This window comes from Sphingomonas sp. Root720 (genome assembly GCF_001428605.1).
Taxonomy (GTDB): domain Bacteria; phylum Pseudomonadota; class Alphaproteobacteria; order Sphingomonadales; family Sphingomonadaceae; genus Rhizorhabdus.
Window position 1 is genome coordinate 859303 of sequence record NZ_LMID01000001.1, and the last position, 25310, is coordinate 884612.

At 68.8% G+C, this 25310-nt stretch carries 27 protein-coding genes; 12 read left to right on the plus strand and 15 right to left on the minus strand.

The genetic code is table 11. From position 1 onward, the window contains the following. Positions 1–28 precede the first annotated feature (28 nt). Positions 29–796: a DUF1134 domain-containing protein gene (locus ASE22_RS03900; RefSeq protein WP_056355204.1), complete on the plus strand. Its 768-nt coding sequence runs from the start codon at positions 29–31 to the stop codon at positions 794–796. Positions 797–832: 36 nt separating this feature from the next. Here ASE22_RS03900 and pgeF read toward each other — a convergent pair whose 3' ends face one another. From pgeF to ASE22_RS03930, 6 genes are all read right to left on the minus strand, one after another. Further along, positions 833–1600, minus strand: a complete 768-nt coding sequence (gene pgeF, locus ASE22_RS03905) for a peptidoglycan editing factor PgeF (RefSeq protein WP_056355207.1) — start codon at positions 1598–1600, stop codon at positions 833–835. Beyond that, positions 1597–1908, minus strand: a complete 312-nt coding sequence (locus ASE22_RS03910) for an acylphosphatase (RefSeq protein ID WP_056355210.1) — start codon at positions 1906–1908, stop codon at positions 1597–1599. Before ASE22_RS03910 ends, pgeF begins: the two co-directional genes overlap by 4 nt. Beyond that, on the minus strand, positions 1905–2975 hold the full coding sequence (gene aroC, locus ASE22_RS03915) for a chorismate synthase (RefSeq protein ID WP_056355212.1): 1071 nt from the start codon (positions 2973–2975) through the stop codon (positions 1905–1907). The genes ASE22_RS03910 and aroC overlap by 4 nt, the downstream gene beginning before the upstream one ends. 205 nt (positions 2976–3180) lie before the next feature. After that, positions 3181–3984, minus strand: coding sequence for an enoyl-ACP reductase FabI (gene fabI / locus ASE22_RS03920; protein WP_056355214.1), 804 nt, complete (start codon positions 3982–3984; stop codon positions 3181–3183). Between the two features lie 10 nt (positions 3985–3994). Beyond that, positions 3995–4921 carry a YihY/virulence factor BrkB family protein gene (locus ASE22_RS03925; protein WP_082545730.1) on the minus strand — a complete coding sequence of 309 codons (927 nt, stop codon included), beginning with the start codon at positions 4919–4921 and terminating at the stop codon, positions 3995–3997. Between the two features lie 43 nt (positions 4922–4964). Next, on the minus strand, positions 4965–5936 hold the full coding sequence (locus tag ASE22_RS03930; RefSeq protein ID WP_056355218.1) for a DnaJ C-terminal domain-containing protein: 972 nt from the start codon (positions 5934–5936) through the stop codon (positions 4965–4967). Positions 5937–6106: 170 nt separating this feature from the next. Here ASE22_RS03930 and ASE22_RS03935 point away from each other — a divergent pair, with 170 nt between their 5' ends. Continuing rightward, positions 6107–7255: a zinc-binding metallopeptidase family protein gene (locus tag ASE22_RS03935; RefSeq protein WP_056355221.1), complete on the plus strand. Its 1149-nt coding sequence runs from the start codon at positions 6107–6109 to the stop codon at positions 7253–7255. On the opposite strand, the gene ASE22_RS26015 is transcribed toward ASE22_RS03935, so the two are convergent. After that, positions 7231–7404 (minus strand): DUF465 domain-containing protein, encoded by a 174-nt coding sequence (locus ASE22_RS26015; protein ID WP_082545686.1) that lies wholly within the window; start codon positions 7402–7404, stop codon positions 7231–7233. The genes ASE22_RS03935 and ASE22_RS26015 overlap by 25 nt on opposite strands. Before the next feature lie 184 nt (positions 7405–7588). Beyond that, positions 7589–8932 carry an alginate export family protein gene (locus tag ASE22_RS03940; RefSeq protein ID WP_235536504.1) on the minus strand — a complete coding sequence of 448 codons (1344 nt, stop codon included), beginning with the start codon at positions 8930–8932 and terminating at the stop codon, positions 7589–7591. 152 nt (positions 8933–9084) lie between these two features. On the opposite strand from ASE22_RS03940, the gene ASE22_RS03945 reads away from it, so the two are divergent. After that, on the plus strand, positions 9085–9333 hold the full coding sequence (locus ASE22_RS03945) for a hypothetical protein (protein WP_235537481.1): 249 nt from the start codon (positions 9085–9087) through the stop codon (positions 9331–9333). 40 nt (positions 9334–9373) lie between these two features. On the opposite strand, the gene ASE22_RS03950 is transcribed toward ASE22_RS03945, so the two are convergent. The 6 genes from ASE22_RS03950 to ASE22_RS27265 form a co-directional block, all read right to left on the minus strand. After that, entirely contained in the window at positions 9374–10051 is a 678-nt protein-coding gene (locus tag ASE22_RS03950) for a class I SAM-dependent methyltransferase (protein ID WP_056355224.1), read from the minus strand. 74 nt (positions 10052–10125) lie between these two features. Then, the gene (locus ASE22_RS03955) at positions 10126–11004 is read right to left on the minus strand and encodes a transglutaminase family protein (protein ID WP_056355227.1); all 879 of its coding nucleotides are present in this window, start codon (positions 11002–11004) and stop codon (positions 10126–10128) included. A 13-nt stretch (positions 11005–11017) separates the two neighbouring features. Then, positions 11018–13549, minus strand: coding sequence for a circularly permuted type 2 ATP-grasp protein (locus ASE22_RS03960; protein ID WP_056355230.1), 2532 nt, complete (start codon positions 13547–13549; stop codon positions 11018–11020). Between the two features lie 7 nt (positions 13550–13556). Continuing rightward, positions 13557–16889 (minus strand): transglutaminase family protein, encoded by a 3333-nt coding sequence (locus ASE22_RS03965; protein ID WP_056355233.1) that lies wholly within the window; start codon positions 16887–16889, stop codon positions 13557–13559. Between the two features lie 111 nt (positions 16890–17000). Then, positions 17001–17612 (minus strand): LysE family translocator, encoded by a 612-nt coding sequence (locus ASE22_RS03970; protein ID WP_056355235.1) that lies wholly within the window; start codon positions 17610–17612, stop codon positions 17001–17003. A 2-nt stretch (positions 17613–17614) separates the two neighbouring features. Further along, a complete protein-coding gene (locus ASE22_RS27265; protein WP_200933237.1) occupies positions 17615–17782 on the minus strand; it encodes a hypothetical protein in 168 nt (55 codons plus the stop codon). A 130-nt stretch (positions 17783–17912) separates the two neighbouring features. On the opposite strand from ASE22_RS27265, the gene ASE22_RS03975 reads away from it, so the two are divergent. Genes ASE22_RS03975 through ASE22_RS03990 form a run of 4 tightly spaced genes read left to right on the plus strand, consistent with a single transcriptional unit; the run spans position 17913 to position 21629 of the window. Beyond that, positions 17913–19283, plus strand: coding sequence for an aminotransferase-like domain-containing protein (locus ASE22_RS03975; protein WP_056355237.1), 1371 nt, complete (start codon positions 17913–17915; stop codon positions 19281–19283). Continuing rightward, positions 19280–19876, plus strand: a complete 597-nt coding sequence (pdxH, locus tag ASE22_RS03980) for a pyridoxamine 5'-phosphate oxidase (protein WP_056355240.1) — start codon at positions 19280–19282, stop codon at positions 19874–19876. Before ASE22_RS03975 ends, pdxH begins: the two co-directional genes overlap by 4 nt. Positions 19877–19886: 10 nt before the next feature. Continuing rightward, positions 19887–20795, plus strand: a complete 909-nt coding sequence (locus tag ASE22_RS03985) for a cation diffusion facilitator family transporter (protein ID WP_056355244.1) — start codon at positions 19887–19889, stop codon at positions 20793–20795. Positions 20796–20834: 39 nt separating this feature from the next. Then, positions 20835–21629, plus strand: a complete 795-nt coding sequence (locus tag ASE22_RS03990) for a PhzF family phenazine biosynthesis protein (RefSeq protein ID WP_056355247.1) — start codon at positions 20835–20837, stop codon at positions 21627–21629. A gap of 39 nt (positions 21630–21668) precedes the next feature. Here ASE22_RS03990 and mnmA read toward each other — a convergent pair whose 3' ends face one another. After that, positions 21669–22793, minus strand: a complete 1125-nt coding sequence (gene mnmA, locus ASE22_RS03995) for a tRNA 2-thiouridine(34) synthase MnmA (RefSeq protein WP_056356311.1) — start codon at positions 22791–22793, stop codon at positions 21669–21671. A gap of 113 nt (positions 22794–22906) precedes the next feature. Here mnmA and ASE22_RS04000 point away from each other — a divergent pair, with 113 nt between their 5' ends. From ASE22_RS04000 to ASE22_RS04020, 5 genes are all read left to right on the plus strand, one after another. Beyond that, positions 22907–23188: a hypothetical protein gene (locus tag ASE22_RS04000; protein ID WP_056355250.1), complete on the plus strand. Its 282-nt coding sequence runs from the start codon at positions 22907–22909 to the stop codon at positions 23186–23188. Between the two features lie 113 nt (positions 23189–23301). Continuing rightward, a complete protein-coding gene (sciP, locus tag ASE22_RS04005; RefSeq protein ID WP_056355253.1) occupies positions 23302–23601 on the plus strand; it encodes a CtrA inhibitor SciP in 300 nt (99 codons plus the stop codon). A gap of 183 nt (positions 23602–23784) precedes the next feature. Further along, a complete protein-coding gene (locus ASE22_RS04010) occupies positions 23785–24033 on the plus strand; it encodes a GlsB/YeaQ/YmgE family stress response membrane protein (protein ID WP_056355256.1) in 249 nt (82 codons plus the stop codon). 147 nt (positions 24034–24180) lie between these two features. Next, a complete protein-coding gene (locus ASE22_RS04015; RefSeq protein WP_056355259.1) occupies positions 24181–24942 on the plus strand; it encodes a DUF6065 family protein in 762 nt (253 codons plus the stop codon). A 169-nt stretch (positions 24943–25111) separates the two neighbouring features. Beyond that, entirely contained in the window at positions 25112–25309 is a 198-nt protein-coding gene (locus ASE22_RS04020; protein WP_056355263.1) for a hypothetical protein, read from the plus strand. Position 25310: the final 1 nt, after the last annotated feature.

Here is a 25310-nt window from a genome sequence, read left to right on the forward strand (position 1 = left end):
GAGGCGAAGCGCTTTGCGGAGAGTAGCTATGTTGAAGGGGATGGGGCTCGGCTTGGCGGGCGCGTTTGCGCTGGCGCTTTCGGGCGCGGCACAGGCGCAGATGCGGACCGTCGACCCCAATGCCGCGAGCGATCTCGCTCCGGTTCCGGCGAGCGAGGCGACGTACGGCACGAAGGTCGCCCCGCCGCCATCGGCCGACGAAGGCGATGCGACCGCGATCAACCCGCAGCCGGGCGACGTCGCGGCCACCGAACCCGTGGCGGTGCAAGGCCCGATGCCCGTCCGCGCCCAGGCCGCCGACGCATCGGCCAACGCCACCTATGAGCAGGACGACGTGCTGGCCGCCGCCGAGGGCGTGTTCGGCAAGGGCGCCGAAGGCCTCGCCAAGCTGATCGAGAAGATCTTCGCCGAGCAGGGTAAGCCCAATGCCTATATCGCTGGACGCGAGGCCGGCGGCGCGATCGTCATCGGCGTGCGCTATGGATCGGGCACGCTGTTCCACAAGGTCGAGGGACAGATGCCGATCTACTGGACGGGCCCCTCGGTCGGCTTCGACCTCGGCGCCAACGGATCCAAGAGCTTCGTGCTGGTCTACAACCTGTTCGACAGCGCCGATGCCTTCCATCGCTTCCCGGGGGTCGAGGGAACGGCCTATATCGTCGGCGGCTTCACCGCGACCTATCTGCGCCGCGGCGACGTGGTGATGATCCCGATCCGGCTCGGCGTCGGTTGGCGGCTCGGCGTCAATGTCGGCTATATGAACTTCACCCGCAAATCGAAGATCGTTCCCTTCTGAGGCGAAAGGGCGGCCCGGCTCAGCCCGTGGCCGCCATCAGGCCGGAAGGCCGATCAGCGAGATCTGCCGCCCATAGCCGGGCTCGCCGCGATGCGTCGCGCGGCGGAAGCTGAAGAAGCGATCGGGCTGGGCATAGGTGTCCTCGCCCAGCGCGATCACCCGCCCCACCCCTGCGGTCGCCAGCCGGTGTGCGACATAGGCCTCGATATCGAACTGGGCATGGCCGGGACGGCGGCCGTCGGCGAAGAAGCGTTCATTGGCGGGATCGTCGGCCTCGAAGCGCCGGACGAAGCCCGCGTCGACCTCATAGCTCGCCCGCGCGATGCAGGGGCCGATCGCCGCCACGATCCGCGAACGATCGGCGCCCAGCTGCTCCATCGCGGCCAGCGCCGTATCGGTCACCCCCGTGATCGCGCCCTTCCAGCCGGCATGCGCCGCGCCCACCACGCCCGCCTGCGGATCGGCGAACAGCACCGGCACGCAATCGGCGGTCAGGATGCCGAGCAACAGGCCCGGCCGGTCGGTCGCCAGCGCATCGGCATGCGGGCGCGCCTCGTCGGCGAAGGGCTCCGTCACCGCGACCGTGTCCGCCGAATGGACCTGGTGGAGCGTGACGAGCCGATGACCCGGTGCCACCGCTTCGACCGCCCGGCGGCGATTCTCATCGATCGCGGCGCGGTCGTCGTCCGAACCGAGGCCGACGTTCAGCCCGGCATGGATGCCTTCGGAGACGCCCCCTTCGCGGCCGAGGAAGCCGTGCGGCAGCGCCGCCAGCGCCTCGACCCGGATCGGCCGCACGCTCATAGCGTCGGCTTCTGGCTGAAGCCGGGGTCGACGATGCCCGGCATATCCTCGACGGTCACCGCCTCGACCGTCGACGCGGGCGAGCCGCGCCGGCAGCGCGCGATCAGTTCCTCGACCTTGTCGGCCGGGCCCACCGCGACCGCCTCGACCGATCCGTCGTGGCGGTTGCGCACCCAGCCGTCGAGGCCGAGGCCGGTCGCCTGCTCGACCGTCCAGGCGCGGAAGAAGACGCCTTGGACCTTGCCCTGCACATGGATGCGGCGGGCGATCCGGTCCCGTCCGCCATCCTGGTCGGCGACGGCGCTCATCCGACCTGCGCCCGGTGGAGCAGCTTCTGGTCGGCCAGCACCAGCGCGACCATCGCCTCCAGCACCGGCGCGGCGCGGATGCCGACGCACGGGTCGTGGCGGCCCTTGGTGCGGATGTCGGCGGCCTGTCCGTCGCGGCCGATCGTCTCGACCGGGGTCAGGATCGACGAGGTCGGCTTGAGCGCGATTCGCACCACCACCGGCTGCCCCGTCGCGATCCCGCCCGCGATCCCGCCGGCATGGTTGGCGAGGAAGACCGGCTTGCCGTCGTTGCCGGGGCGCATCGGATCGGCATTGGTCTCGCCGGTCAGCCGCGCCGCCGCGAAGCCGTCGCCGATCTCGACGCCCTTGACCGCGTTGATCGACATGCAGGCGGCCGCCAGTTCGCTGTCGAGCTTGGCGTAGAGCGGGGCGCCCCAGCCGGCGGGCACGCCTTCGGCCACGCATTCGACGACCGCGCCGACCGAGGAGCCCGCCTTGCGCGCGTCGTCGACGATCGCCTCCCAGCGGACGGCCGCCGCGCGATCCGGGCAGAAGAAGGGGTTTTCGTCGATCGCGCCGTCGTCGAACGCCACCGGGTCGATCCGGTCGCCGCCGAGTTCGACGAGATAGGCCCGGATCCGGACGTCGGGTATCACCAGCCGCGCGACGGCGCCGGCGGCGACCCGCGACGCCGTCTCGCGCGCCGAGGACCGGCCGCCGCCGCGATGGTCGCGGAAACCATATTTGGCGTCATAGGCATAGTCGGCATGGCCGGGCCGATAGGCGAGTGCGACCTCCGAATAATCCTTCGAGCGCTGGTCGACATTCTCGATCATCAGGCTGATCGGCGTGCCCGTGGTCCGGCCCTCGAACACGCCCGACAGGATGCGGACCCGGTCGGGCTCCTGCCGCTGGGTCGTGAAGCGCGAGGTCCCTGGCCGCCGCTTGTCGAGCCAGGGCTGGATGTCGGCCTCGCCCAGCGCCAGCCCCGGCGGGCAACCATCGACCACCGCGCCGATGGCGGGCCCATGGCTCTCCCCCCAGGTGGAGAAACGGAAGACGCGGCCAAAGCTGTTGAAGCTCACTTCCCCCTCTCCCCGAGGGAGAGGGAAAGCGGGGGCCCTTCGGTCAACGCACGCCTGATCACAGTCACTACCCCGTCCAGATTCGTCAGCCCGTCATTGTTCCAGAAGCGGGGGACGCGAAACCCATCTTTTGCCAAGCGGCAGTGCAAGGCCCTGTCCATTCCTACCCGGAGAGAAGCACCCGTCCCTCCCTGTCCCGGGTTGCTTAGGCCAACGCGATATCCGGGGCGTCCTCGGCCTTCATGCCGATGACGTTGTAGCCGGCGTCGACATGATGGATCTCGCCGGTCACGCCGCTCGCCAGGTCGGACAGCATGTAGAGGCCCGCGCCGCCGACATCCTCGATCGTCACGTTGCGGCGGAGCGGCGAGTTGAGCTCGTTCCACTTCAGGATGTAGCGGAAGTCGCCGATGCCGCTGGCCGCAAGCGTCTTGATCGGGCCCGCCGAGATCGCGTTGACGCGGATATTCTCGGGGCCGAGATCCATCGCCAGATATTTGACGCTGGTCTCCAGCGCGGCCTTGGCGACGCCCATGACGTTATAGTGCGGCACGACCTTCTCGGCGCCGTAATAGCTGAGCGTCAGGACCGATCCGCCATTGGGCATCAGCGGGCGGGCACGCTTGGTCACCGCGACCAGGCTGTAGGCCGAGATATTCATCGTCAGCAGGAAATTCTCGAGGCTGGTGTCGACGTAGAGGCCGCGCAGCTCGTTCTTGTCCGAGAAGCCGATGGCATGGACGAGGAAGTCGATCGTCGGCCAGCGCTCGGCCAGCGTGCCGAAGGCGACATCCATCGCCGCGTCGTCGGACACGTCGCACTCGATCAGGAAATCGGACCCGACCTGCTCGGCCAGCGGCCTGACGCGCCGTTCCAGCGCCTCGCCCTGATAGCTGAAGGCCATTTCCGCGCCATGTTCGTGGAGCGCCTTGGCAATCCCCCACGCCAGCGAGCGATCATTGGCGAGCCCCATGATCAGCCCGCGCTTCCCCTGCATCAACCCGGCCACGATATCTCCCTTACTCCTTGGGCGGCGAGGGTTCCTTTACAGACGTTTCCGGGGTTTCGGCTAGAGCCGCATTGAGATGTGCCCCGAAAACTAGCCCGAGGCCGACCAGCCAGAAGAACAATAGGGTCACGATCACCCCTGCAAGGCCGCCATAGGTGCGGCCATAACCGCCAAAGGCCCCGACCACGACCGGCAACAGCATCGTCACCGCCATCCACCAGACCGCCGTGAAAAGCGCCCCCGGCCATTTCGGGCAGGCCGCCACGCGGTATTTGAGCGGAGTCAAGGTGACGAACATCGCATAGAGCGCCCCCGCCAGCATCAGCAGCGGTGCCAGCCGCGACAGGTTGAACAGCGGCTGCAGGTCGCTCGCGAAGGGCAGCAGCCGCCAGACCAGCTGCTCGACGCCGGTGAGCACCACCTGCGCGCTGAACGCCGACATCGCCAGGATCACCGACGCGACGATGAGCAGCATCGATCCGGCGCGATAATGCCAGAAGCTCCTGCTCGGCTTGGTGCCGTAGGCGCGGTACAGAATGTCGCGGATCGTCTCGATGAAGCTGCCGACCGTCCACAGCCCGACCAGCGCGCCGAGCCACAGCAGCGCGCCCTTGTTGTTCGCCGCCAGCACGTCGTTGATCGGCTGGGCGACGAGCTGGCGGACCGAGGGCGGCACCGTGGCGAGGAAGCCGTACACCGCATGCTGGACGTCCGGGGTACGCCCGAACAGCTGCGCCAGCGCCGCCATGACGATGAAGAAGGGAAACATCGTCAGCAGCGCCAGATAGGCGATATTGCCGGCATGGATGAAGCCGTCGGTGTAGACGCCGATCGCGGCCCGGCGGACCACCGTGTAGATCCGCCCGCCGGGGCGCATCTCGTTCAGATGCTTTTCGAAGGGTCGCCGGCGGCGCGCTTCGGGGGATTCATCCGTCACCAAAGCGCATCGCTCCTATCCCTTTGTGATGACTATCTCTTTCCTAAACGCCCAGATTGGCCCGCGGGTTGCGCTGGCCCTTCCCGGACCATTTTTCGATGAAGGCCTCGAGTTCGGCATCGTCCGCCGGAATGTCGATCATCACCGTGACGAGCTGGTCGCCGCGGCTGCCGTCCTTGCGGTGGAAGCCCCGTCCCTTGAGCCGCAGCGTCTTGCCCGAGCTGGTGCCCTTGGGGATCGCCAGCATCACCGCGCCGTCGACCGTCGGCACCTTCACCTTGGCGCCGGCCACCGCCTCGTCGATCGCGACGGGCAGGTCGAGCCGGACATCGTCCTCGTCGCGGCGGAAGAAGCGGTGCGGCCGCACGTCGACGGTGACGATCGCGTCGCCCTTGCCGCCCGGGCCGTCCTCGCCCTGCCCGGCCAGGCGCATCTGCGTGCCCGATTCGACCCCGTTGGGAAGCTTGACGTCGATCGTCTTGCCATTGGCCAGGGTTATGCGCTGCGGCGTGAGCGCCGCCGCGTCCTCGAACGGGACGGCGAGGCGATAGGAAATGTCGGCACCCTTTGCCGGCCGGGTGCCGCCCTGGGTTCCGAAGCCGCCGAAGCCGCCGCGCCGGCCGGCGCCAGCGCCGGCGCCCGGCCCGCCGCCACCGCGCGAGCGCCCGAAAATGCCCTCGAAGATATCGCCGAAGTCGGCGCCCTCGCCGAATTCGAAGCTCGCGCCGCCGGGCCCCGCGCCGGGATTGAAGCCGCCGCCGCCACGGCCGCCGAAGCCGAACGGCCCTTTCGGATTGCCCTGCTCGTCGATCTCGCCGCGATCATATTGGGCGCGCTTGTCGCGATCGGACAGCAGGTCGTAGGCCGAGGTCAGCTCCGCGAAGCGCTCCGCCGCATTGGGCTTGTCCTGGTTGCGGTCGGGGTGCAGCTCCTTGGCGAGCTTGCGATAGGCCTTCTTGATCTCGGCCTCGTCCGCCCCCCGCTTCACGCCCAGCTTCGAATAGAGGTCCGCCATCGTTGTCGTCGTCATCCTGCCGTCGCACCTGTTGCAAATATGCAACATGCGAGATGTGTACCGGCTTGCCATTCCGCAAGTGAAAATTTGGTGTCTTCGGCGGGCAACCCGCCGGAGGCGCCCCGCGTTCTGATACCTAAATCAACGAACTACAAGCGAGTTGGCCATCCATGGCACCTTATCCCTGCCCCAATTGCGCGCGCCTGTTGCATTTCGAGGCGCGCGTCTGCCCCGCCTGCGCCTTCACGCTGGGCTATGACCCCGCCTCGGACGGGTTCCTGTTCCTCGGCGACGGCGCCACCACCTGGCGCGACGGCGACGGCCAGCCCCACGACGTGGCGGTCTGCGCGAACAACGACCATCACGGCGTCTGCAACTGGCTGGTCGCGACCGACGACAGCACGCCCTATTGCCGCGCCTGCCGGCACAACCGGACGATTCCCGACCTGTCGGTTCCGTCGGTGCCGCCGCGCTGGGCCAGGATCGAGGAGGCCAAGCGGCGCATGTTCCACACGCTGATCAAGCTCGGCCTGCCGCTGGAGACGAAGGCCGAGGAAGCCGACAACATCCAGGGACTCGCCTTCGATTTTCTCTACGACCCCTCGGCCGAGCAACAGGGCACCGCACAGATCACCACCGGCCACGACGGCGGGGTGGTGACGCTCAACCTGATCGAGGCGGACGATGTCGAGCGCGAAAAGGCGCGGCGCGCGATGGGCGAACCCTATCGCACCCTGCTCGGCCATTTCCGGCATGAGGTCGGTCATCACTACTGGGCGCGCCTCGTCGAGACGGACCCTGCCGAGCTGGCTGCGTTCCGCGAGGTCTTCGGCGACGAGACGATCGACTATGCCCAGGCGCTGGCCGATCATTACGGCCCGAACAGCGACAAGGTGTGGACCGATGATTATGTGAGCTTCTACGCGACCGCCCACCCCTGGGAGGACTTTGCAGAGACCTTCGCCCATTATCTCCACATGGTCGACACGCTGGCGACGCTCGCCGGCTTCGACATGCGGATGGCGCCCTTTCCGGGCCCGGAAGGCGAGGCCGGCCCGGCCGTGGACTTCGATCCCTACCGGGCGCCCACAGACCTGTTGGCCGCGCAGATGGTGCCGTGGAGCTTCGCGCTCAACACGGTCAACCGCAGCATGGGCCAGCCCGATCTCTATCCCTTCCGGCTGTCGCCGGCGATCACCGCCAAGATCGACTATGTGAACCGGCTCGCGGCCAGGGCCAGGGACGGCGGGGCAGCACGCCCCGCCGCCGCATCGGCCCGCCCGACGCCCGAGCCTCAGCCCGAGAACGCGGTACGGTAATTGCCGGCGAGGCGATCCTTCACCATCAGCCGCAGCTTCTTGAGCCGCAGCAGGCGGATGCTGTCCGGGATCCGGCGCTTGAGCTCGCGGCGGATCTCGGTGTCCAACCGGTGGTGGATCACGGAGAGGCGGTACGTCATGGCAGTCATGGCTCATTCCCTTCGATGGTTGCATCGATCGGGTGTGCCGGCGGCGAGGTAGGAAAGACGAACCTGCACCGGTCTACCCGATGCGGTCCGACATCACGTTCCCGAAGGAACGCCAGAGGGGCCCGGCCCGCACCTTCGAGATAGGGCGGTCCGGCGCCGGAACAAGCCCGGAAACAAAAAGAAATCAGAAGCTGGCGGTCAGGTTGAACGAGCCGTAGCGCGTCCAGCGTTTCCGCGTGGCGTTGGGGGCCTCCCGCAGGAAGCGGCCCTTGGCGAGCAGCACAGCGTCGACCTCCAGCCGCAGCCGCTCCGGCACCAGCGTATAGCGCAGCCGCCCCTCGACCTGATGGCCGGCGAAGTCCCCCGACCGGCCGGCCGGATCGCGGACCCCCGTCGTGGAAAAGGCGTCCTGGTCGGCCGCCAGCCACATCGGCCGATAGACCACGAACCCGTCGAGCCGGCGGCTGGGCGCGGCTTCGAGGCGGATGCCCGGCGTCACGATATTGGCGCGGCCGATCGCGGCGTAGATGCCCGAGGGCGCCAGATCGGCGCGGCGCATGCCGAACAGGGTATCGAACCGGCCATAGCGCCCCCCGGCCCGGTCGCCGCTCGCCCGGTCGAACTCGATCGCCAGGCGTGGTTTCCAGGCGGTGCGGAAGCTGTAGCCGATATCGGCGTGGACGAAGCTCGCCCGCACCGCCTGCCGGCCGGCATCGGCGGCGAGCGACCGGCTGATCGATCCGCGCTGGCCGAGCAGTTCGACCTCATAGTCGACGCGCCCCGGCGCCGGCTCGGCGATGAGCCGCCCGCCGAAGCTGTCGAGCGACCGGTCCCGCGTCGCCAGCCGCGGCGAATCGCGCTCGCCGAAATGGTAGAAGCTGATTTCCAGCATCGCCCGGCCGATCATGGCGTCGCGACTGATCAGTCCGCCCCACAGCACCGCGTCGAAACTCTCGCGGTCGATCTTCGGCCGGTTGTCGCGCAGGTCCGCGGGATCGTCGGGACGGCGCATCTGCGGCAGCGTGTAGATGAAGCTCGCCCTGATGCCCTTCGGCGCGGTCAGGTCCGCCCGCATCCCGGTATAGCCGCTGGTGGTGTTGCGATAATCGTCGGCGGCGACGATCCGGCGCGAGCCGAGGTTGAGCATCATGCGTCCGGCCGTCAGCGACAGGCGCGTCCCCTCGCCCCAGGGCTCGTCGATGTCCCCGGCGATATAGGCCTGGACCAGCTCGAACGTATTGACCTCGCTGGTCGACAGCGGCGTGCCCGGATCGGCGCCATAGGCGCGGCTGTCGAACATCTCGGCGCCGAAGCGCACCGCGCCCGCGTCATAGTCGGCGCGCAGCCTGGTCCGCAGGCTGAGCAGCGTGTCCCGGCTGTCGAAGCCCGCGCGCGCCTGCCCGTCGATCGCCTCGGCGCGCAGCCGCATCTCGCCGACGAGGCTCAGCCGCCCGTCGTCGGCCAGCGCCGGCGAGGCGGCCGCCAGCGCAAGGCAGGACAGGGAATGGGCGATCCGGCGCGGCATCATCGTGGAGCGCGCAGCTAGATAAAAGTCGGGCGGTTGGCCAGCGCCGATCGGCGCATCCCGCTCCGTCGCGGGCGATCGCGAGACCCTGGCGCCGTGCGGGCCCGCGCGCGTTGCACTTGTTAACGCCGGCTCAACCCGGAAACTGGTAAAGCATGATCCGGTACCGGAAGGAGAAGCCCGTGCAGGAACAGGCGATACAATGGGGCGCCATCGCCGTCGTCGGCTCGATCATGCTGGGATCGCTGATCGTCAACCTCGGCCTTCACTGGCGCGAGAAGCAGCACCGCCGCCGCGCGCGCGGCTTCCGCAACATGAAGTCGATGGCGCAGCAGCAACGCGAACGCGTCCGCCGGCCCGACTGGCGGCAGGCCCCGCGCGCCACCCACCGCGGCTGGCGCTGAACCTCCCGAACGGGATCCGGGCGGTCCGCCCGGACACCTTTCAGCGGCCGCGCAGCCGTTTCATGATCTCGTCGAACGACGTGATGTTGAAGTCGTCGCGATGGAACTGGCAGTCCGCGAAGCTCATGCGGCTGATCTGCTCGACCGATCGCGGCGCGGCGTCCAGGGCGCGGGTTCCCCGCCACAGGACGGTTTCGCCGTGGTTTTCGACAAGCGTCGCGAAACTGAAGCCCGGCAGATAGTCGCGAATGAAGAAGACCAGCCGGTAGACGTCGCCCATCCAGTCGATGGGCTGGATTCCGCGCGCCTTTCGGAAGGCGATATTCTGTTCGAGCGAGGGCAGCGATGCCGCGTAGCTCGGCGGCAGCACGTCGTCGATCACGATCACGCCATCGTCTCGCAGATGCTGGATCGCGTTGAGCAGGTCGCGCAAGGTCTGGTCGAAGGTATGCAGGCCGTCGATGAAGACGACATCGAAACGATCGTCTTCGGCGATCCGCTCGAAATAGCCGTCGCTGGGGCATTCGTGGAAGTGGACGTCCTGTCCGGCGACGGCGGTGCGGGCAGCGTCGAGGTCGAACGCGAATTTGACGTCGACCGCCACCTTGCGCGCGGCACGGATCGCGTGGAAGGTTTCGCCGGTCTCCACCCCTATTTCGAGATAGGAGGGGGCCTCGTACAGATCGAGAATAGCCTGGACGACATCGGACCGCTGCATTGTTCCTCCAACTTGAATGGCCCCGAGGGCTTAGCTTCAGTAAGTGGCCGTTGCCAATGGCCCTTCGAGCGCCCCTATTCCAGCGGCTCCACATCGACCGCAACGTCGATCTTCTGCCCTTCCTGGCCGGTGAAGACCCCGTCGATCGGCGCGACGTCGGCATAGTCGCGGCCCATGGCCGTGACGATATGGTCGCTGCCCACCATGCAGGCGTTGGTCGGGTCGAAGCCCAGCCAGCCGCGCTCGGCGCCGCACCAGATCACCACCCAGGCGTGGGTCGCGTCGGCGCCCACCAGCCGTGGCTTGCCGGGTGGCGGGATGGTGCGCAGATAGCCCGACACATAGGCGGCGGGCACGCCGACGCCGCGCAGTCCGGCGATCATGATCTGCGCGAAATCCTGGCAGACGCCGTGGCGCTTCTCGAACGCCTCGATCGGGCTGGTGTCGACCGTCGTCGCGCTGCCGTCATAGGTGAAACGATCGTGGATGCGCGTCGCCAGCGCGAGCCCCGCCTCGACGATGCCCCGGCCGGGGTCGAGCAGTTCGGAACACCAGGCGGTGATCGCCGCGCTGAGCGGGATCGACGGCGAGGGATAGATATAGTTGGCCGGGCTCTCGACCCCGATGTCGAGCGTGGTGCGTCCGGCGGCGGCGACCTCGGCCACGGTCGGATCGCCGGGCAGCGGCAGCGGCACGGGGCGGTCGACCCGGATGCGGAAGCGACTCTCGATCGCCAGCTCGCGCGATGGCTTCTCCACCACCATCCGCGCGACGTGGCCGATATAGCCGATCGGCGGCGTGCCCGTGATCCGCGCGGTGGGCGACAGGTCCAGCGCGAAGCTTTCCAGCCGCTGTCCCGCCCATTCGGCCGGCTGCAGCCGCAGGTTGCAGCGGGCGAAGCTGACCGGATAGGCGTAGCGGAACAGCGTGCGGTGGCGGACCTGATAGAGCATCGCGGGCGTTCGATCAGGCCAGGGTCATGCCGGACATGCGCAACCCTTCGCTGCCTTGCAGGAAAAAGCGCGCGCTGATCGCGTTGGACAGTTCGGACAACATATTCTCCAGCCCGAGCACCATCGTGCCGTCGAGCGTCTCCGCGGTCGCGGTGCGGATCGCGGATTCGATCCGGTAGAAGATCATCACATGCGCTTCCGCCATGCCGTCGTCGCGCAGCGGCGGCAGCTCGGCGAGATGTTCGGCGATACGCGCCATCTGGAAGGCGACCGAGCGCGGATTATAGGGATCGAGCGCGACGAGGTCGCGCACCGGCTCGAGCGCCAGCCCGGCGAGATAGCGCGCCCGGTAGCTGATCTGGCTGTCGAACAGGTCGAGCAGGGTCGTCAGGTCGTCCGCCGACGCGTCCTTGCCGCCGAAGATCCGGACCTGCCGGCATCCCCACAGCGCGCGTTCGATCCGCCGCCCCATGTCGTGGAAGCGCCAGCCTGCGGTCCGGCCCATATTCTCGGCCGACAGGCCGGCAAGCGCGGAGAAGCGCTCCTGCAGGTCCACCGCACGCGCCAGGGTCGCCTCGGCATCGTCGGACAGTGCCTTGGGCAGCGGCGCGTCGACGAGGCGCCAGACGTCGCCCGACAGGCGATCGCGGGTGCCGCTGGCGATCAGGCGGGCGTGGCGCATCAGGCTCGCGATGCTCGCCGGGCCGTCCCCGTCGAGCGCGAGCAAGGCCAGCTCGCGCAGGTCGTGGGTTTCGCCGGAATCCTCCTCCGCTTCCTCGCCCTCCTCCTGCTCGGGTTTCTCGATCGTGGCGGCCCCCGAAGCGATCAGCATCGTGCCGAGCCGGTCGAGGGTCAGCGGGAACAGCGCCGCGCCGCCGTCGGCGACGATCGAGCCCCCCAGGGTCGCGCGGACGAGCCGCAGGGTCGCCTCGCCGCGCTCCAGATAGCGGCCGAGCCAGTAGAGATTGTCGGCCGCGCGGCTCGGCAGGGTGCCGGGGTTGCGGCGGATCGGCACCTTCTGCGGCAGCAGCGAGACGGGATCGACCGCCTTGGTGCCGACCACGCAGACATCGGCCGAAAAGGCGCCCTCGCCCATCACCGTGACGCGCGCGTCGCTGTCGTCGCCGATGCGGGCGAAGCCGCCGGGCATCACCGTCCACTTGCCCTCGCCGTCGCGCGCCGCGAACACCCGGAGGGTGAAGGGCCGCGGCACAAGCTGGCCGTCGAGCACGGCCGGCGTCGTCGACAGATGGACGTCCTCCATCGCCGCATAGTCGGTCGGCCGGTTGCGCATGTCGGCGAGCAGGGCTTCGCGCTCCGCCCGGCTCAGGGTCGAGGCGAGCACCGGACGGCCGCGCGGCAGGCCGACCGGCGCATCGGTGAAGGCCGGCGCGATCAACAGCTCGTCGAGGCGCGCCTCGACCTGTGCGCGCGGCCCATCCTGCCCGCACCACCAGGTGGCGATGTTGGGGAGGATCAGGTGCTCGCCCAGCAGGCGCTGCGCAAGCGCGGGCAGGAAGGCCGCCATCGCGGTCGATTCGACCGCGCCCGCGCCGGGGCTGTTGGCGATCACCGCCTGCCCCGCCGCCATCGCGTCCATCAGCCCCGGCACGCCGATCGCCGAGGTGGCGTCGAAGGCCAGCGGATCGAGATAGCGCGAATCGATCCGGCGCCACAGGGCGTCGACCCGCTTCAGCCCCTCGATCGTGCGGACGAACAGCCCGTCCTCGCGCACCGCGAGGTCGCTGCCCTCGACCAGCAGCAGGCCCAGATAGCGGGCGAGATGCGCCTGTTCGGCATAGCTCTGGTTGTAGCGGCCCGGCGTCAGCAGGCCGATGCGCGGGTCGGAGCGACGGCACACCGCCGCCAGGCCCTCGCGGAACGCCGAGAAGAAGGGGGCGAGCCGCTCGACGTGGAGACGGGTCTGGAGTCCCCCCATCAGGCGGGTGGAGGCCAGCCGGTTCTCCAGCGCATAGCCGGCGCCGACCGGCGCGCGGACATGGTCGTCGAGCACCCGCCACTCGCCGCTCGGGTCGCGGCCCAGGTCGACCGCGTAGATGTGGAGATGATAGCCGCCGGGCGGCTTGATTCCGATCTGCGAGCGCCAGAAGGCACGGCTGCCGGTGACCAGCGCGGCGGGGACCGCGCCTCTGGACACGATCGTCTGTTCGCCGAAGATGTCGTCGAGCAGCCGTTCGAGCAGTTCGGCGCGCTGGGCGACGCCGGCGGCGATGATCGCCCAGTCGTCCTCGCCGATCAGCAGCGGCACCGCCGAGACCGGCCAGGGCCGCTCGCGTTCCTCGCCGGGCAGGCGGAAGGCGGTGCCCAGTTCCTGCACCTGCCGCGCCATGCGCTGCTGGAGCAGGTCGAGGCGGCCCTCGCTGAGCCGCCCGATCCCCTCGAACAGCGCGTTCCACCATTTGGCGCCGCGCCCCACGTCGCCGCGCAGCGCGTCGGCGGTTCCCGCCTTGGCGATGTAGGAGTGGAGCCAGCCTTCGCCCAGGCTCGGCATGCCCGGCAATTCCGCCATCATGTCCCCCTGCATGACGGTGCTACCAGCCCGGCGGGGCGCGCAGGTCGAGCGTCATCGGAAACTCGCTGGCGCGTTCCGGCATCGGAATCGTCATCGGACCCGGCGTATGGCCATGGTCCTGGAACCGTGCCCGCCGCCGTGCCTCGGCTTCGAGATCGTTGACCGGAACGGTGTCATAACTGCGTCCCCCCGGATGCGCGACATGATAGACGCACCCGCCTAGCGAACGTTCGTTCCACTTGTCGAGAACCTCGATGGTCAGCGGCGCATCGGCGTCGAGCAGCGGATGGAGGCAATTGGCCGGCTTCCACGCCTTGTAGCGCACCCCGCCGACCGCCTCGCCGGGCACGCCGGTCGGCGTCATCGGCATCGCGCGGCCGTTGACCGCGACGACATGGCGGCCGGGCACCAGCCCCGAGACCTTGACCTGGAGCCGCTCGGTCGAGCTGTCGACATAGCGCACGGTGCCCCCGATCGCCCCGGTCTCGCCCAGCACATGCCAGGGCTCCAGCGCATGCGCGACCTCGAGCGTCACGCCGCCCGCCGAGACGGTGCCATGGACCGGGAAGCGGAACTGGCGCTGCGCCTCGAACCAGGCGGGGTCGAAATCATAGCCGACATGGCGAAGGTCCGACAGCACCTCCATGAAATCGGCCCAGACGAAATGCGGCAGCAGGAAGCGGTCGTGGAGCGCGGTTCCCCAGCGGACCAGCCCGCCCTTTTGCGGCTGGCGCCAGAACCAGGCGGTGAGCGCGCGCAGCAGCAATTGCTGGGCGAGGCTCATCTTGGGCTCGGGCGGCATTTCGAAGCCACGGAACTCGAGCAGCCCCAGCCGTCCGGTCGGTCCGTCCGGCGAGAACATTTTGTCTATACATATCTCGGTGCGGTGGGTGTTGCCGGTGACGTCGACCAGGAGGTTGCGGAACAGCCGGTCGACCACCCAGGGCGGCGGCGCCGCGCCCTCGCCCGGCGCCGGCACCTGCGCCAGCGCGATCTCGAGTTCGTAGAGGCCGTCATGGCGCGCCTCGTCGATGCGCGGCGCCTGGCTGGTCGGGCCGATGAACAGTCCCGAGAAAAGATAGCTGAGCGCGGGATGGCGCTGCCAGTAGAGGATGAAGCTCTTGAGCAGGTCGGGCCGGCGGATGAACGGAGAATCGTTCACCGACCGGCCGCCCAGGACGATGTGATTGCCGCCGCCGGTGCCGATCGCGCGGCCGTCGACCATGAACTTGTCGGCGGTCAGCCCGGTCTCGCGCGCCAGGTCGTAGAGGCCGGTGGTGATGTCGACCGTCTCGGCCCAGCTCGCGGCGGGGTGGACGTTCACTTCGATCACGCCCGGGTCCGGGGTCACCTTGAGGACGTTGAGGCGCGGGTCGGGCGGCGGACCATAGCCCTCGATCCGCACGGGCACGCCGGTCCGCGCCGCGGTCGCCTCGATCTCGGCGACCAGCTCGAGATAATCCTCGAGCTTCTCGGTCGGCGGCAGGAAGACCGCGATATGGTCGCCGCGCGATTCGGCCGTCATCGCGGTGCGGACCGCGCCCTCGATGATCTTCTGTTCCTGCCGGTCCTGCGCGGCCATGCCGCCCGCGGCCGGCGCCACCGCCTCCGAGCGCTGCGCCAGCGCCTCGGCCTCGCGCGCCGGAAAATCGGGAAGGGGGCCGCGAACCTCGGTGCTGTCCTGGACGTGGAGATAGGGATAGTCGGCCGGCGGCACATAGGGCAGCGAACCGAGCGGCAGGCGATAGCCGATCGACGCGTCGCCCGGCATCACGAACAGCTTGCCGCGCCGCACCTGCCACCGCTCCGAGCGCCAGCGGCGCGGTTCGGGCGCCTGCGCCGCCTGCCAGCGCTGGATCGGCAGGACATGGCCGACCGGCTTGCTCAGCCCGTGCTCGAACGCCTTCACCATGCGGTGGCGCGCCTCGGGGTCGTCGATCTTCGGATCGGTCGGGTCGACATTCTCGGGCAGCTGGGCTTCCTTGACCGCCCACTCGATGCCGTCCTCATAGGCCTGCTGGACCATCTCGCCGCCGACACCGAGGCTTTCGGCGATCTCGGCCAGGAAGGTCCCGGCCTCGTCGGTGGTCACCGCCTTGCCAGTCTCGCCGCCCGCGATCAGGCCGGCGTCCTTCCAGACGGGCACGCCATCGCTGCGCCAATACACCGAATAGCCCCAGCGCGGCAGGCTTTCGCCCGGATACCATTTGCCCTGGCCGTGGTGGAGCATGCCGCCGGGCGCATAGCGCTCGCGCAGCTTGCGGATCAGCCGGTCGGCATAGCCCGCCTTGGTCGGGCCGACCGCGTCGCCGTTCCATTCGGGCGCCTCGGGGTCGTCGAGCGCGACGAAGGTCGGCTCGCCCCCCATCGTCAGCCGGACGTCCTGCGCGACCAGGTCGGCATCGACCTTCTCGCCGAGCGCGTCGAGCGCCGCCCAGCGGGCATCGGTGAAGGGCTTGGTGATGCGCACCGCCTCGGCGATGCGCTGGACGGTCATGTCGAAGTGGAAATCGACATGGGCCGGTTCGAGCAAAGCCCCCTCGATCGGCGTGGCCGAGCGGAAATGCGGGGTCGCGGCGAGCGGGATATGCCCCTCCCCCGCGAACATGCCCGATGTCGCGTCCATGCCGATCCAGCCGGCGCCGGGCACATAGACCTCTGCCCAGGCATGAAGGTCGCAGACATCGGCCGCCACGCCCTTCGGGCCGTCGATGGGAACGATGTCGGGCGTCAGCTGGATCGAATAGCCCGACACGAAACGCGCGGCGAAACCGAGGCGGCGGGCCGCCTGCACCAGCAGCCAGGCCGAATCGCGGCAGCTGCCCGAGCCGATCGACAGCGTCTCCTCGGGAGTCTGCACCCCCGGTTCCATGCGGATGACATAGCCGACCCGCTGGTTGATCGCGACGTTGAGCTCGACGAGGAAATCGATGGTGCGCGCGCGGACGCCGGCGAACCGGGCGACGAATTCGTCGAACAGCGCTCCCTGCGGCTCGATCTCGAAATAGGCGGCGAGATCGGCGGCGAGCGCGGGCGCATAGGTGAACGGCCGCTCCTCGGCATAGTCCTCGACGAAGAAATCGAACGGATTGACCACCACCAGATCGGCGATCAGGTCGACCGTGATCGAGAATTCGTCGGTCCGCTCGGGAAAGACGATCCGCGCCAGCCAGTTGCCGTGCGGATCCTGCTGCCAGTTGACGAAGTGGTTTTCCGGCAGGATGCGGAGCGCATAATTATTGACTGCGGTGCGGCTGTGCGGGGCCGGCCGCAGGCGGATCACCTGGGGGCCCAGCTGAACCGGATGGTCGTAGCGGTAGACCGTCTGGTGATGCAGCGCTGCCTGAATCATCAGCGAGTGTCAGCACATCCCGTTGTGCAGTGCAATGAAGAGTTGCTGCGGGCCGGGTCAGGCCATCGTCGCCGTCGAGACGCCGAAGGAGAAATATGCCTTCGGATCCGCTCAGATCCGCTGCGCGAGTTCGATCACGCCGGGGACCAGCGACGCGACGAGCAGCGACGCCATGCCGATATTGAAGACGCGCAATGCGCCGGGCCGGGTGAGCAGCCGGCGCATCATCGTGCCGCCGCCGGCCCAGAGCATGATGCAGGGCAGGCCCGTCATCGCCAGGACGACGGCGGCGACCGGCACGTCGACGTAGAGATGGCCGGGCCGGGTGAAGCCGGTGGCGATCCCGAGGCACATCGCCCACGCCTTGGGGTTCACCCACTGGAACGCCGCCGCCTCGATCATGCCCAGCGGCTTCGTCCGCGCCGAGGTCGCGCCGACGCCGACCGAGGTCGCGATCCGCCAGCTGAGATAGAGAAGATAGGCGATCGAGACGATGTGCAGCCCCGTGTACAGCCACGGCGCCCGGGCGATCACGCTGGCGAGCCCGATGCCGAGCAGCAGCACCATGACGACGCACCCGAAGCTGATCCCCAGGATATGCGGGACGGTGCGGCCGAAGCCGAAGGTCCCCCCCGACGACAGCAGCATCATGTTGTTCGGACCGGGGGTCACCGACGAGACGATGCAGAATGTCACGAGGGCAAGGACGATATCGGGGCTCATTGTCACCGCCTCATGTCGTGGGCCAGTCGATACTGGGCCTCGACCATCATTTCCCAGCCCTGCGAGCGTATATCGGGTTCGGCCGTCACGGCAATCGCGGTGGCCGAGACCACGGCCGCGAAACCGATCAGCAGGAAACTAGCGAGGGCCGTCGTCCATATCTGTCTCATGATCCTTGTCCGCCTTTGTCACGCCGCCGATCGGCGTTGACAGCGCGTCATTGCGGCCTATTGTCATGCGAGTCAAAGAGCATATTGTCATAGTGACACTATCGCTTCGAACGATCGAAGGCGTGTGAGGATGTGGATCCCGGTTCTGCTGGACGATGCCGACACGGTGTCGGGCCGGCTGCTCGCAGCCCTGCGGCGCGACATCGCCGAAGGGCGCCTGCCGCCCGGCACGCGCCTGCCCCCGCATCGCGACCTCGCCCACCGGCTGGGCATCGGCATCGGCACCGTGACCTCGGTCTATGGCGAGGCCGCGCGCCAGGGCCTGCTTACCGCCACCGTCGGGCGGGGCAGCTTCGTCGCCGAGACGCCGCCCCGCGCCGATCGCAACGACGCTATCATCGACATGAGCCGCAACGTCCCGCCGGTCGGCCCCGCCCAGCGCCGTTTCGCTTCGACCCTCGCGCGGCTGGGCAAGCGCGCCGACCTCGCCTCCGTCCTCGATTATGCGCCGCCCGCGGGGCTCGAGTCGCATCGCCGCACCGCCGCCGCCTGGCTGCGCCGGATCGCCGGCTTCGCCGATGCGCGTCCCGATCGCCTCGTCGTCACCAGCGGCGGGCAGCAGGCCATGACGCTGGCGTTCGACACGCTGTGCCGCCCCGGCGAGACGATCATGACCGAGGCCGCGACCTATTTCGGCGCGCGATCGATCGCGCAGGCAGGCGGCTACCGGCTGGCGGGTCTGGCGATGGACGAGCAGGGCCTGCTGCCCGACGCGCTCGACGAGGCCGCCGCCGCGGGCGCCCGGGTGCTCTATACGCTGCCGACCCTGCAGAACCCGACCGGACGGATCATGGGCGACGGGCGTCGCGTCGAGATCGCCGCGATCGCCCGCCGCCGCCAGCTCTGGATCATCGAGGACGACCTCTATTCGGCCTATGCGGTCGGCAATGCCCCACCGCCGATCTCCGCCTATGCGCCCGAGCGCTGCTTCTACATCAACGGCACGTCCAAATGCCTCTCGCCGGGGCTGCGCACCGGCTTCCTGATCGCCCCCGACGACGATCATCTGGAACGCATCCTGTGGCTGATCCGGGCGCGGATCTACGCGCCCGCCGCGCTCGGCGCGATGGTCTCCTGCCAGTGGATCGAGGACGGATCGGCCGACGAGATCGTCGCCGAGATGCGCGAGGAGATGCTGGCGCGCGGCGGGATGGCGCTCGACCGGCTCGGCGATGCGGTCAGCCCGCCCGCCGATCCGCGCTGTCCGCATGTCTGGCTGCCGATGGCCGAACTGGAGGCCGAACGGATGGCCGCCCGGGCGATGCGTGGCGGCGTCGAGCTGACTCCGCCCTCCGCGCCGCTGATCGATCCTTCCCTGATCTCCGGCGTGCGCCTATGCCTCGGCATCGCGAGCGACCGGGCCCAGCTCGGCCTCGCGCTCGACCGCATCGCGGTGGCGCTCGATTCCGACCGGAGCGAGGCCGCCGCCGCAGTGATATGAGTGAAACCATGACGACCGATCCGCATAGCCTGTTCCAAAGCTGGTTCGCCGAAGCCAAGGCGGCCGAAATCAACGATCCCGAGGCGATGGCGGTGGCCACGGTCGGCGCCGACGGGCAGCCGTCGGTACGGATGGTGCTGCTCAAGGGCCATGACGAGCGCGGCTTCGTCTTCTACACCAATTACGAGAGCCGCAAGGCGACCCAGATCTTCGCGACCGGCCGGGCCGCGCTGCTCTTCCACTGGAAGTCGCTGCGCCGCCAGGTCCGGATCGAGGGCCCGGTCGGCAAGGTGAGCGCGGCGGAGGGCGACGCCTATTTCGCGACCCGCCACCGCGATTCCCAGCTCGGCGCCTGGGCGTCGGACCAGTCGCGCCCGCTCGACGATCGCGCGACCTTCGAGGCCCGCTATGCCGAGACCGCCGCGCGGTTCGAGGGCGGCCCGGTGCCGCGCCCGCCGCACTGGTCGGGCTTCCGCGTCGCGCCCGAGCGGATCGAGTTCTGGCAGGATCGCGCCCATCGCCTGCACGAGCGGCGGTTGTTCGTCCGCAACGGCGACGGCGACGGCTGGAGCGAGGGCCTGCTCTACCCATGACGGGCCCGTCATGACGCTGGCCCACAATGTCCGGGCGGGCATCGCCTCGGTCGCGACGGCGCTGAGCCTGATCGTGCTCAAGGGCTATGCCAGCTGGGCGACCGGCTCGGCGGCGATGCTCGGTTCGCTGGCCGACAGCACGCTCGACCTGATCGCCTCGCTCGTCACGCTGTGGAGCGTAAGGCTGGCGGCGATCCCGGCTGATCGCCAGCACCGCTTCGGCCACGGCAAGGCGGAGGCGATCGCCGCCTTCTTCCAGGTGATGCTGATCAGCATCTCCGCCTTCTGGATCATCGTCCATGCGACCGAGCGGCTGATCGACGGAGCCGCGCCCGCCCAGGCCGGCGCCGGCATCGCCGTCTCGGCGATCGCACTGGTGCTGACCCTGGCGCTGGTCACCTACCAGCGGCGCGTGATCGCGCGGACCGGCTCGCTCGCGATCGGCACCGACCGGATGCATTACCAGAGCGACCTGATGCTCAACGCCGCGGTGATCGCAGCGCTGCTGATCGACGGCATGGCCGGGGTGCGCGGGGTCGACGCGGCGGCCGGCATCGGCATCGGCCTGTGGCTGCTCTACGGCGCCTACGGCGCGTCCCGCACCGCGATCGACCAGCTGATGGACCGCGAATGGCCGGAGGAACGCCGCCGCGCCTTCATCGAGATCGCGAGCCGCCATCCCGAGTTGCGCGGCATCCACAACATGAAGACGCGCACCGCCGGTGGCGACGATTTCGTCCAGTTCCACGTCTGGGTCGATCCGGCGATGACGCTGGGCGAGGCCCACCGCGTGATGGACGAGGTCGAGGCCAAGCTGCGCAAGGCCTTTCCCGGCGTCGACATCACCATCCATCCGGAACCGGAGGGGCATCTCGATCCAAATCTCGATCGGATCTGGCTGGAGCGGCCAAACCCGTGACTCGAGATTTCAACCCTTGAGGCGCGAGGAGAACCACCCGTGAAGATCCCGTTTCAGCAGGTCGACGCCTTTGCGGACCGCCCCTTCACCGGCAATCCGGCCGCGGTGATGCCGCTCGAGGCCTGGCTCGACGACGCGACCCTGCAGGCGATCGCCGCCGAGAACAATCTCGCCGAGACCGCCTTCATCGTCGGCTGGGCGGGGCCCGAGGCCGATTTCGAGCTGCGCTGGTTCACGCCCGAGGTCGAGGTCGCGCTGTGCGGCCATGCGACCCTGGCGACCGGCCATGTCCTGCTGTCGCGCAACCCGGCGGTCGAGCGGGTGCGCTTCATGACGCGGCAGTCCGGCCCGCTGGAGGTCGCCCGCGACGGCGAGGGCTATCGCCTCGCCCTGCCCGCCTGGCAGATGACGCCGAAACCTCTTCCCGATCATGTGGCGGCGCTCGGCGGATCCCCGGTCGAGACGCTGTGGCGCGACGGCGGCTATGCCCTGTTCCGCTTTGCGACCGCCGCTGAAGTCATCGCCCTGGAACCGGATTTTCGTGCGATGCGCAGCTTTGGCGACACGCTGTTCATCGCCACGGCGCCCGGCAGCGACACCGACATCGTCAGCCGCGCCTTCGCGCCGGGCGCCGGGATCGACGAGGATCCCGTCACCGGATCGGCGCACTGCCTGCTGGCGACCTACTGGGCGAAGCAGCTCGGCCGCGACGCCTTCACCGCCCATCAGGCGTCGAAGCGCGGCGGGTATCTCGACGTTACGCTGGCGGGCGACCGGGTGATCCTCGGCGGCCGTTGCGTGACGGTGATCGAGGGGGTGTTCACGCTGTCATGACATCCCGATCGTCACATCCGCCGTCGTTCCGAGGAAGGCTCAGGCCGCTACGGCAAGCTCGGCGGCGACCGTCTCGCGGATCCAGCCGCCACCCAGCACCCGATCGCCCGCATAGAGCACCGCGGCCTGGCCTGGCGCCACGCCATATTCGGGCTGGTCGAAGCGGACCGTGCCGCCCTCGAACCGCGCCGGAACCGGCTTGGCGAGCGAGCGGACCTTGGCGGTCACCGGGCCTTCATGGCCCTCGCCGATCCAGTTGACGTCGTCGAGCAGCGCCGCCGACACCGCCAGCGCACGGCGCGGGCCGACGACAAGGCGCTTCGTGTCCGGCTCGAGCCGCACGACGTAGAGCGGCTCCGGGCTGCCGCCGATCTCGATCCCGCGGCGCTGGCCGACGGTGAAGTGGATCAGCCCGCGATGCCGGCCGAGCACCCGGCCGTCGAGCCCGACGATGTCGCCCTCCTCGGCGGCTTCGGGGCGCAAGCGCTTGACGATGCTCGCATAATCGCCGTCGGGCACGAAGCAGATATCCTGGCTGTCGGGCTTGGCCGCCACCCCCAGGCCGAGCTCGGCCGCGATCTCGCGGACCCGCGGCTTGGGCATGGCGCCGAGCGGGAAGCGCAGATAGTCGAGCTGGTCCCCCGTGGTCGCGAACAGGAAATAGCTCTGGTCGCGCGCCGGATCGGCGGCGCGATGCAGTTCGGCGCGGCCGCCGGCGCCGATCATGCGGCGGACATAATGGCCTGTCGCGAGGCAATCGGCGCCGAGGTCGCGGGCGATGCCGAACAGGTCGGTGAACTTCACCCCCTGGTTGCAGCGCACGCAGGGGATCGGGGTGCGCCCGGCGGCATATTCGTCGGCGAAGTCGGCGATCACCGAATCCCGGAAACGGGTTTCGTAATCAAAGACATAATGGGCGATGCCGAGCTTGTCGGCGACGGCGCGGGCATCGCGGATGTCCTGCCCGGCGCAGCAACTGCCGGTGCGGCCGACGGCGGCGCCATGATCGTAGAGCTGGAGGGTCACGCCGATCGTCTCGGCGCCGCTCGCCGCCGCGAGCGCGGCGACCACCGAGGAGTCGACCCCGCCCGACATGGCGACGACGATGCGGGCACCGGCGAGCGACTCTGCCGCGCGGCTTTCGAGCTGGAATTCCGGGTTCATCGGGGCGCCCATAGCAGCTTGGGTCAAATCCCGCAAAATCACTCGATTTTTTCCTAAAGATTTCCTCCGCCAGGCCGTTTCTTGTGCTGACAGGGCAAACGGGCAGCGCGACCATGAAGATCAACATCAACGAGTTCCGGGTCGACGGCGCCGAACCGGCCGAGGCAACGCTCGATTTCGACGCGCTCCGTGCCCTGCTCGCCCAGCACCAGGCGGCCACCCCGACCGCGCGGCTGGCGCGCGACGGGGAGTGGGCCGGGGACCATCCCGATCATGCCGCCCATCCCGCCATGGCCGTGCTGCTCTCCGGGCCCGAGAAGGCGGCGGCTGCGGCGCGCGAAGCGCATGGCAGCTTCCACGCCGCGGCGGCCGCGCTGTTCAACATCAGGTCGTGAAAAGATGGTGACCTGCCGGTTTACCCTTCAACGCAAACTTTCCTTGAAGACCGGGCGGATAGTCCGGCGCCGGGAAACGCAGTCAGGTCGTTCGACCATGTTCGAGGTATCGCATGCTTGAGAATCAGAAGTTCCGTCCGCATCAGGTCATCGGCCCCCTCGGCGAGCCACTCACGCTCGACAGCCTCCCCCCGGCGGGCACCACCCGCTGGGTCGTCCGCCGCAAGGCGGAAGTGGTCGCGGCGGTCAGCGGCGGGCTGCTGAGCGTCGATGATGTCTGCCAGCGCTACGACCTCAGCGTCGAGGAATTCGCTGGGTGGCAGCGCGCGGTCGAGCGGTCGGGCATGCCCGGCCTGCGCGTGACCCGCATCCAGCACTACAAGTCGCTCTACGAGCGCCAGCAGAAATACTGACCGCCGCCGCGCCTTGCGGGTGGCTGGCAGGCCCGTCCCTTCGGGGGCGGGCCCTTTTTCGTTGGGGAAATGACGACGGCCGCCACCCAAACGTGCACGAAAGGAACAAGCGTCGGGCTCGAACGTAATTCCCGCAACGGCTCTCGGCTGGGATCAGGCGCGGCAGTTGACAGGAGGACCCCCATGAATCTGATCATTTTCCTTATCGTCGGCGGTATCATCGGCTGGCTGGCAAGCATCCTGATGCGCACCGACGCGCAACAGGGCATCATCCTCAACATCATCGTCGGCATCATCGGCTCGTTCATCGGGGGCGTGCTGTTCGGCCCGTCGCTGGGCGGCGGCGGCATCTATGGCTGGATCAGCGCCTTCGTGGGCGCGGTGGTCCTGCTGGCGATCGTCAATCTGGTGCGTCGCGGCTCGATGCGCTGATCGCATCGTCTCCGTAAAAGACCGAAGCGTAGAGCCGCCGGAGACGCTCCGGCGGCTCTTTTCTTGCGCGCTCCCCGGCCCTAGACCTGCTCGGGGCGCCGCGCATCGCGCCGCTCCCGCGTCATCGTTGCCGGGGCCGACCATCCAATGTCCAATCGTTCCAAGCTGATCGCCTATGGGCTGCCCCGGCAGCCGCTCGATATCAGGCCCGCACCGCACGAACGCGATTGGATGGACGCCACCGACCAGCGCTACGCCTATCGCTGCCTGCCGCTGACCATCGCCAACGCGCATGGCTGGGAGATTCTCTGCACCTCCGGATTCTCGGCCTGGTGGGACGGCCGGCTCGCTACCGACGCGATCGCCATCACGCCCGACCAGGAAGGCCAGAAGCCGGCCGTCAGCCATTTCGGCTACGGCATCATGACCTTCCACGTCTCCGCCGTGTTCCGCACCGAGCCGGGCTACGACCTCATGGTGCAGGGGCCGATCAACCGGCCCAAGGACGCGATCGCGCCGCTGACCGGCATCGTCGAGACCGACTGGACGCCGTTCACCTTCACGATGAACTGGCAGTTCACCCGCCCGAACACGGTGATCCGCTTCGAGGCGGGCGAGCCCTTCTGCCATGTCTTCCCGACGAAACGCGGCGAGCTCGAACGGCTCGAGCCCGAATTCCATTCGATCGAGGTCAACCCCGAGCTGCACGCCGAGTTCGAGGCCTGGACTGCCAGCCGCGCCAACTTCCTCGCGACCCTGCACACCCCCGACACCGAGGCCGCCGCTCAGAAATGGCAGAAGCATTATTATCGCGGCCAGAATCTCGAAGGATCGGGCATCGCCGCCGACGACCACCGCACCCGCATCCGCCTGCGCCCGTTCGCGCGGGACGAGGGCGGCGGTGATTGATACCCCGTGATCCCGGACGAATCGGCCGGCCCTTTGCCTGGGCTGCCGAAAAGGTCTATGATCGCAGGCTCGACCCGGCCCGGCGGCCGGTCGGCGTGCATCCAGTAGCGCAATCTTGCCAGGTAACAGCTTAGCGTTCCGAACAAGCCGTTCTTTGGAGACATGCGCCATGGACAGTTCGCACATCAGGCTGCTGCTCGCCGGCCTCTTCGTCGCGTTTCTGGTCGTCGTCGTGCTGTCGGACCTGATCCGTCGCAAGCCGCGGCCCCGTGCCACCCCGAAGGAGCGCGGCTTCCGATCGACGCGGACGCCGCCGCGACCGGATATCCGACCCCATCGCGACTGGAAGGCCGGCCCGCGCCGCTAGC

Excerpts from the sequence above, each read along its gene's own strand:
- ASE22_RS03945 (WP_235537481.1), top strand. The coding sequence starts at position 9,085 with ATGATCCGGTACCGGAAGGAGAAGCCCGTGCAGGAACAGGCGATACAA.
- ASE22_RS04020 (WP_056355263.1), top strand. The coding sequence starts at position 25,112 with ATGGACAGTTCGCACATCAGGCTGCTGCTCGCCGGCCTCTTCGTCGCG.
- mnmA (WP_056356311.1), bottom strand. The coding sequence starts at position 22,793 with ATGAACCCGGAATTCCAGCTCGAAAGCCGCGCGGCAGAGTCGCTCGCC.
- ASE22_RS03930 (WP_056355218.1), bottom strand. The coding sequence starts at position 5,936 with ATGGCGGACCTCTATTCGAAGCTGGGCGTGAAGCGGGGGGCGGACGAG.
- ASE22_RS04000 (WP_056355250.1), top strand. The coding sequence starts at position 22,907 with ATGAAGATCAACATCAACGAGTTCCGGGTCGACGGCGCCGAACCGGCC.
- ASE22_RS03935 (WP_056355221.1), top strand. The coding sequence starts at position 6,107 with ATGGCACCTTATCCCTGCCCCAATTGCGCGCGCCTGTTGCATTTCGAG.
- ASE22_RS04015 (WP_056355259.1), top strand. The coding sequence starts at position 24,181 with ATGTCCAATCGTTCCAAGCTGATCGCCTATGGGCTGCCCCGGCAGCCG.
- pdxH (WP_056355240.1), top strand. The coding sequence starts at position 19,280 with ATGAGTGAAACCATGACGACCGATCCGCATAGCCTGTTCCAAAGCTGG.
- ASE22_RS03975 (WP_056355237.1), top strand. The coding sequence starts at position 17,913 with ATGTGGATCCCGGTTCTGCTGGACGATGCCGACACGGTGTCGGGCCGG.
- ASE22_RS03910 (WP_056355210.1), bottom strand. The coding sequence starts at position 1,908 with ATGAGCGCCGTCGCCGACCAGGATGGCGGACGGGACCGGATCGCCCGC.
- ASE22_RS03900 (WP_056355204.1), top strand. The coding sequence starts at position 29 with ATGTTGAAGGGGATGGGGCTCGGCTTGGCGGGCGCGTTTGCGCTGGCG.
- ASE22_RS03970 (WP_056355235.1), bottom strand. The coding sequence starts at position 17,612 with ATGAGCCCCGATATCGTCCTTGCCCTCGTGACATTCTGCATCGTCTCG.
- ASE22_RS03965 (WP_056355233.1), bottom strand. The coding sequence starts at position 16,889 with ATGATTCAGGCAGCGCTGCATCACCAGACGGTCTACCGCTACGACCAT.
- ASE22_RS03940 (WP_235536504.1), bottom strand. The coding sequence starts at position 8,932 with ATGATGCCGCGCCGGATCGCCCATTCCCTGTCCTGCCTTGCGCTGGCG.
- ASE22_RS26015 (WP_082545686.1), bottom strand. The coding sequence starts at position 7,404 with ATGACTGCCATGACGTACCGCCTCTCCGTGATCCACCACCGGTTGGAC.
- ASE22_RS03950 (WP_056355224.1), bottom strand. The coding sequence starts at position 10,051 with ATGCAGCGGTCCGATGTCGTCCAGGCTATTCTCGATCTGTACGAGGCC.
- ASE22_RS04010 (WP_056355256.1), top strand. The coding sequence starts at position 23,785 with ATGAATCTGATCATTTTCCTTATCGTCGGCGGTATCATCGGCTGGCTG.
- pgeF (WP_056355207.1), bottom strand. The coding sequence starts at position 1,600 with ATGAGCGTGCGGCCGATCCGGGTCGAGGCGCTGGCGGCGCTGCCGCAC.
- ASE22_RS03955 (WP_056355227.1), bottom strand. The coding sequence starts at position 11,004 with ATGCTCTATCAGGTCCGCCACCGCACGCTGTTCCGCTACGCCTATCCG.
- sciP (WP_056355253.1), top strand. The coding sequence starts at position 23,302 with ATGCTTGAGAATCAGAAGTTCCGTCCGCATCAGGTCATCGGCCCCCTC.
- ASE22_RS03985 (WP_056355244.1), top strand. The coding sequence starts at position 19,887 with ATGACGCTGGCCCACAATGTCCGGGCGGGCATCGCCTCGGTCGCGACG.
- ASE22_RS27265 (WP_200933237.1), bottom strand. The coding sequence starts at position 17,782 with ATGAGACAGATATGGACGACGGCCCTCGCTAGTTTCCTGCTGATCGGT.
- ASE22_RS03960 (WP_056355230.1), bottom strand. The coding sequence starts at position 13,549 with ATGCAGGGGGACATGATGGCGGAATTGCCGGGCATGCCGAGCCTGGGC.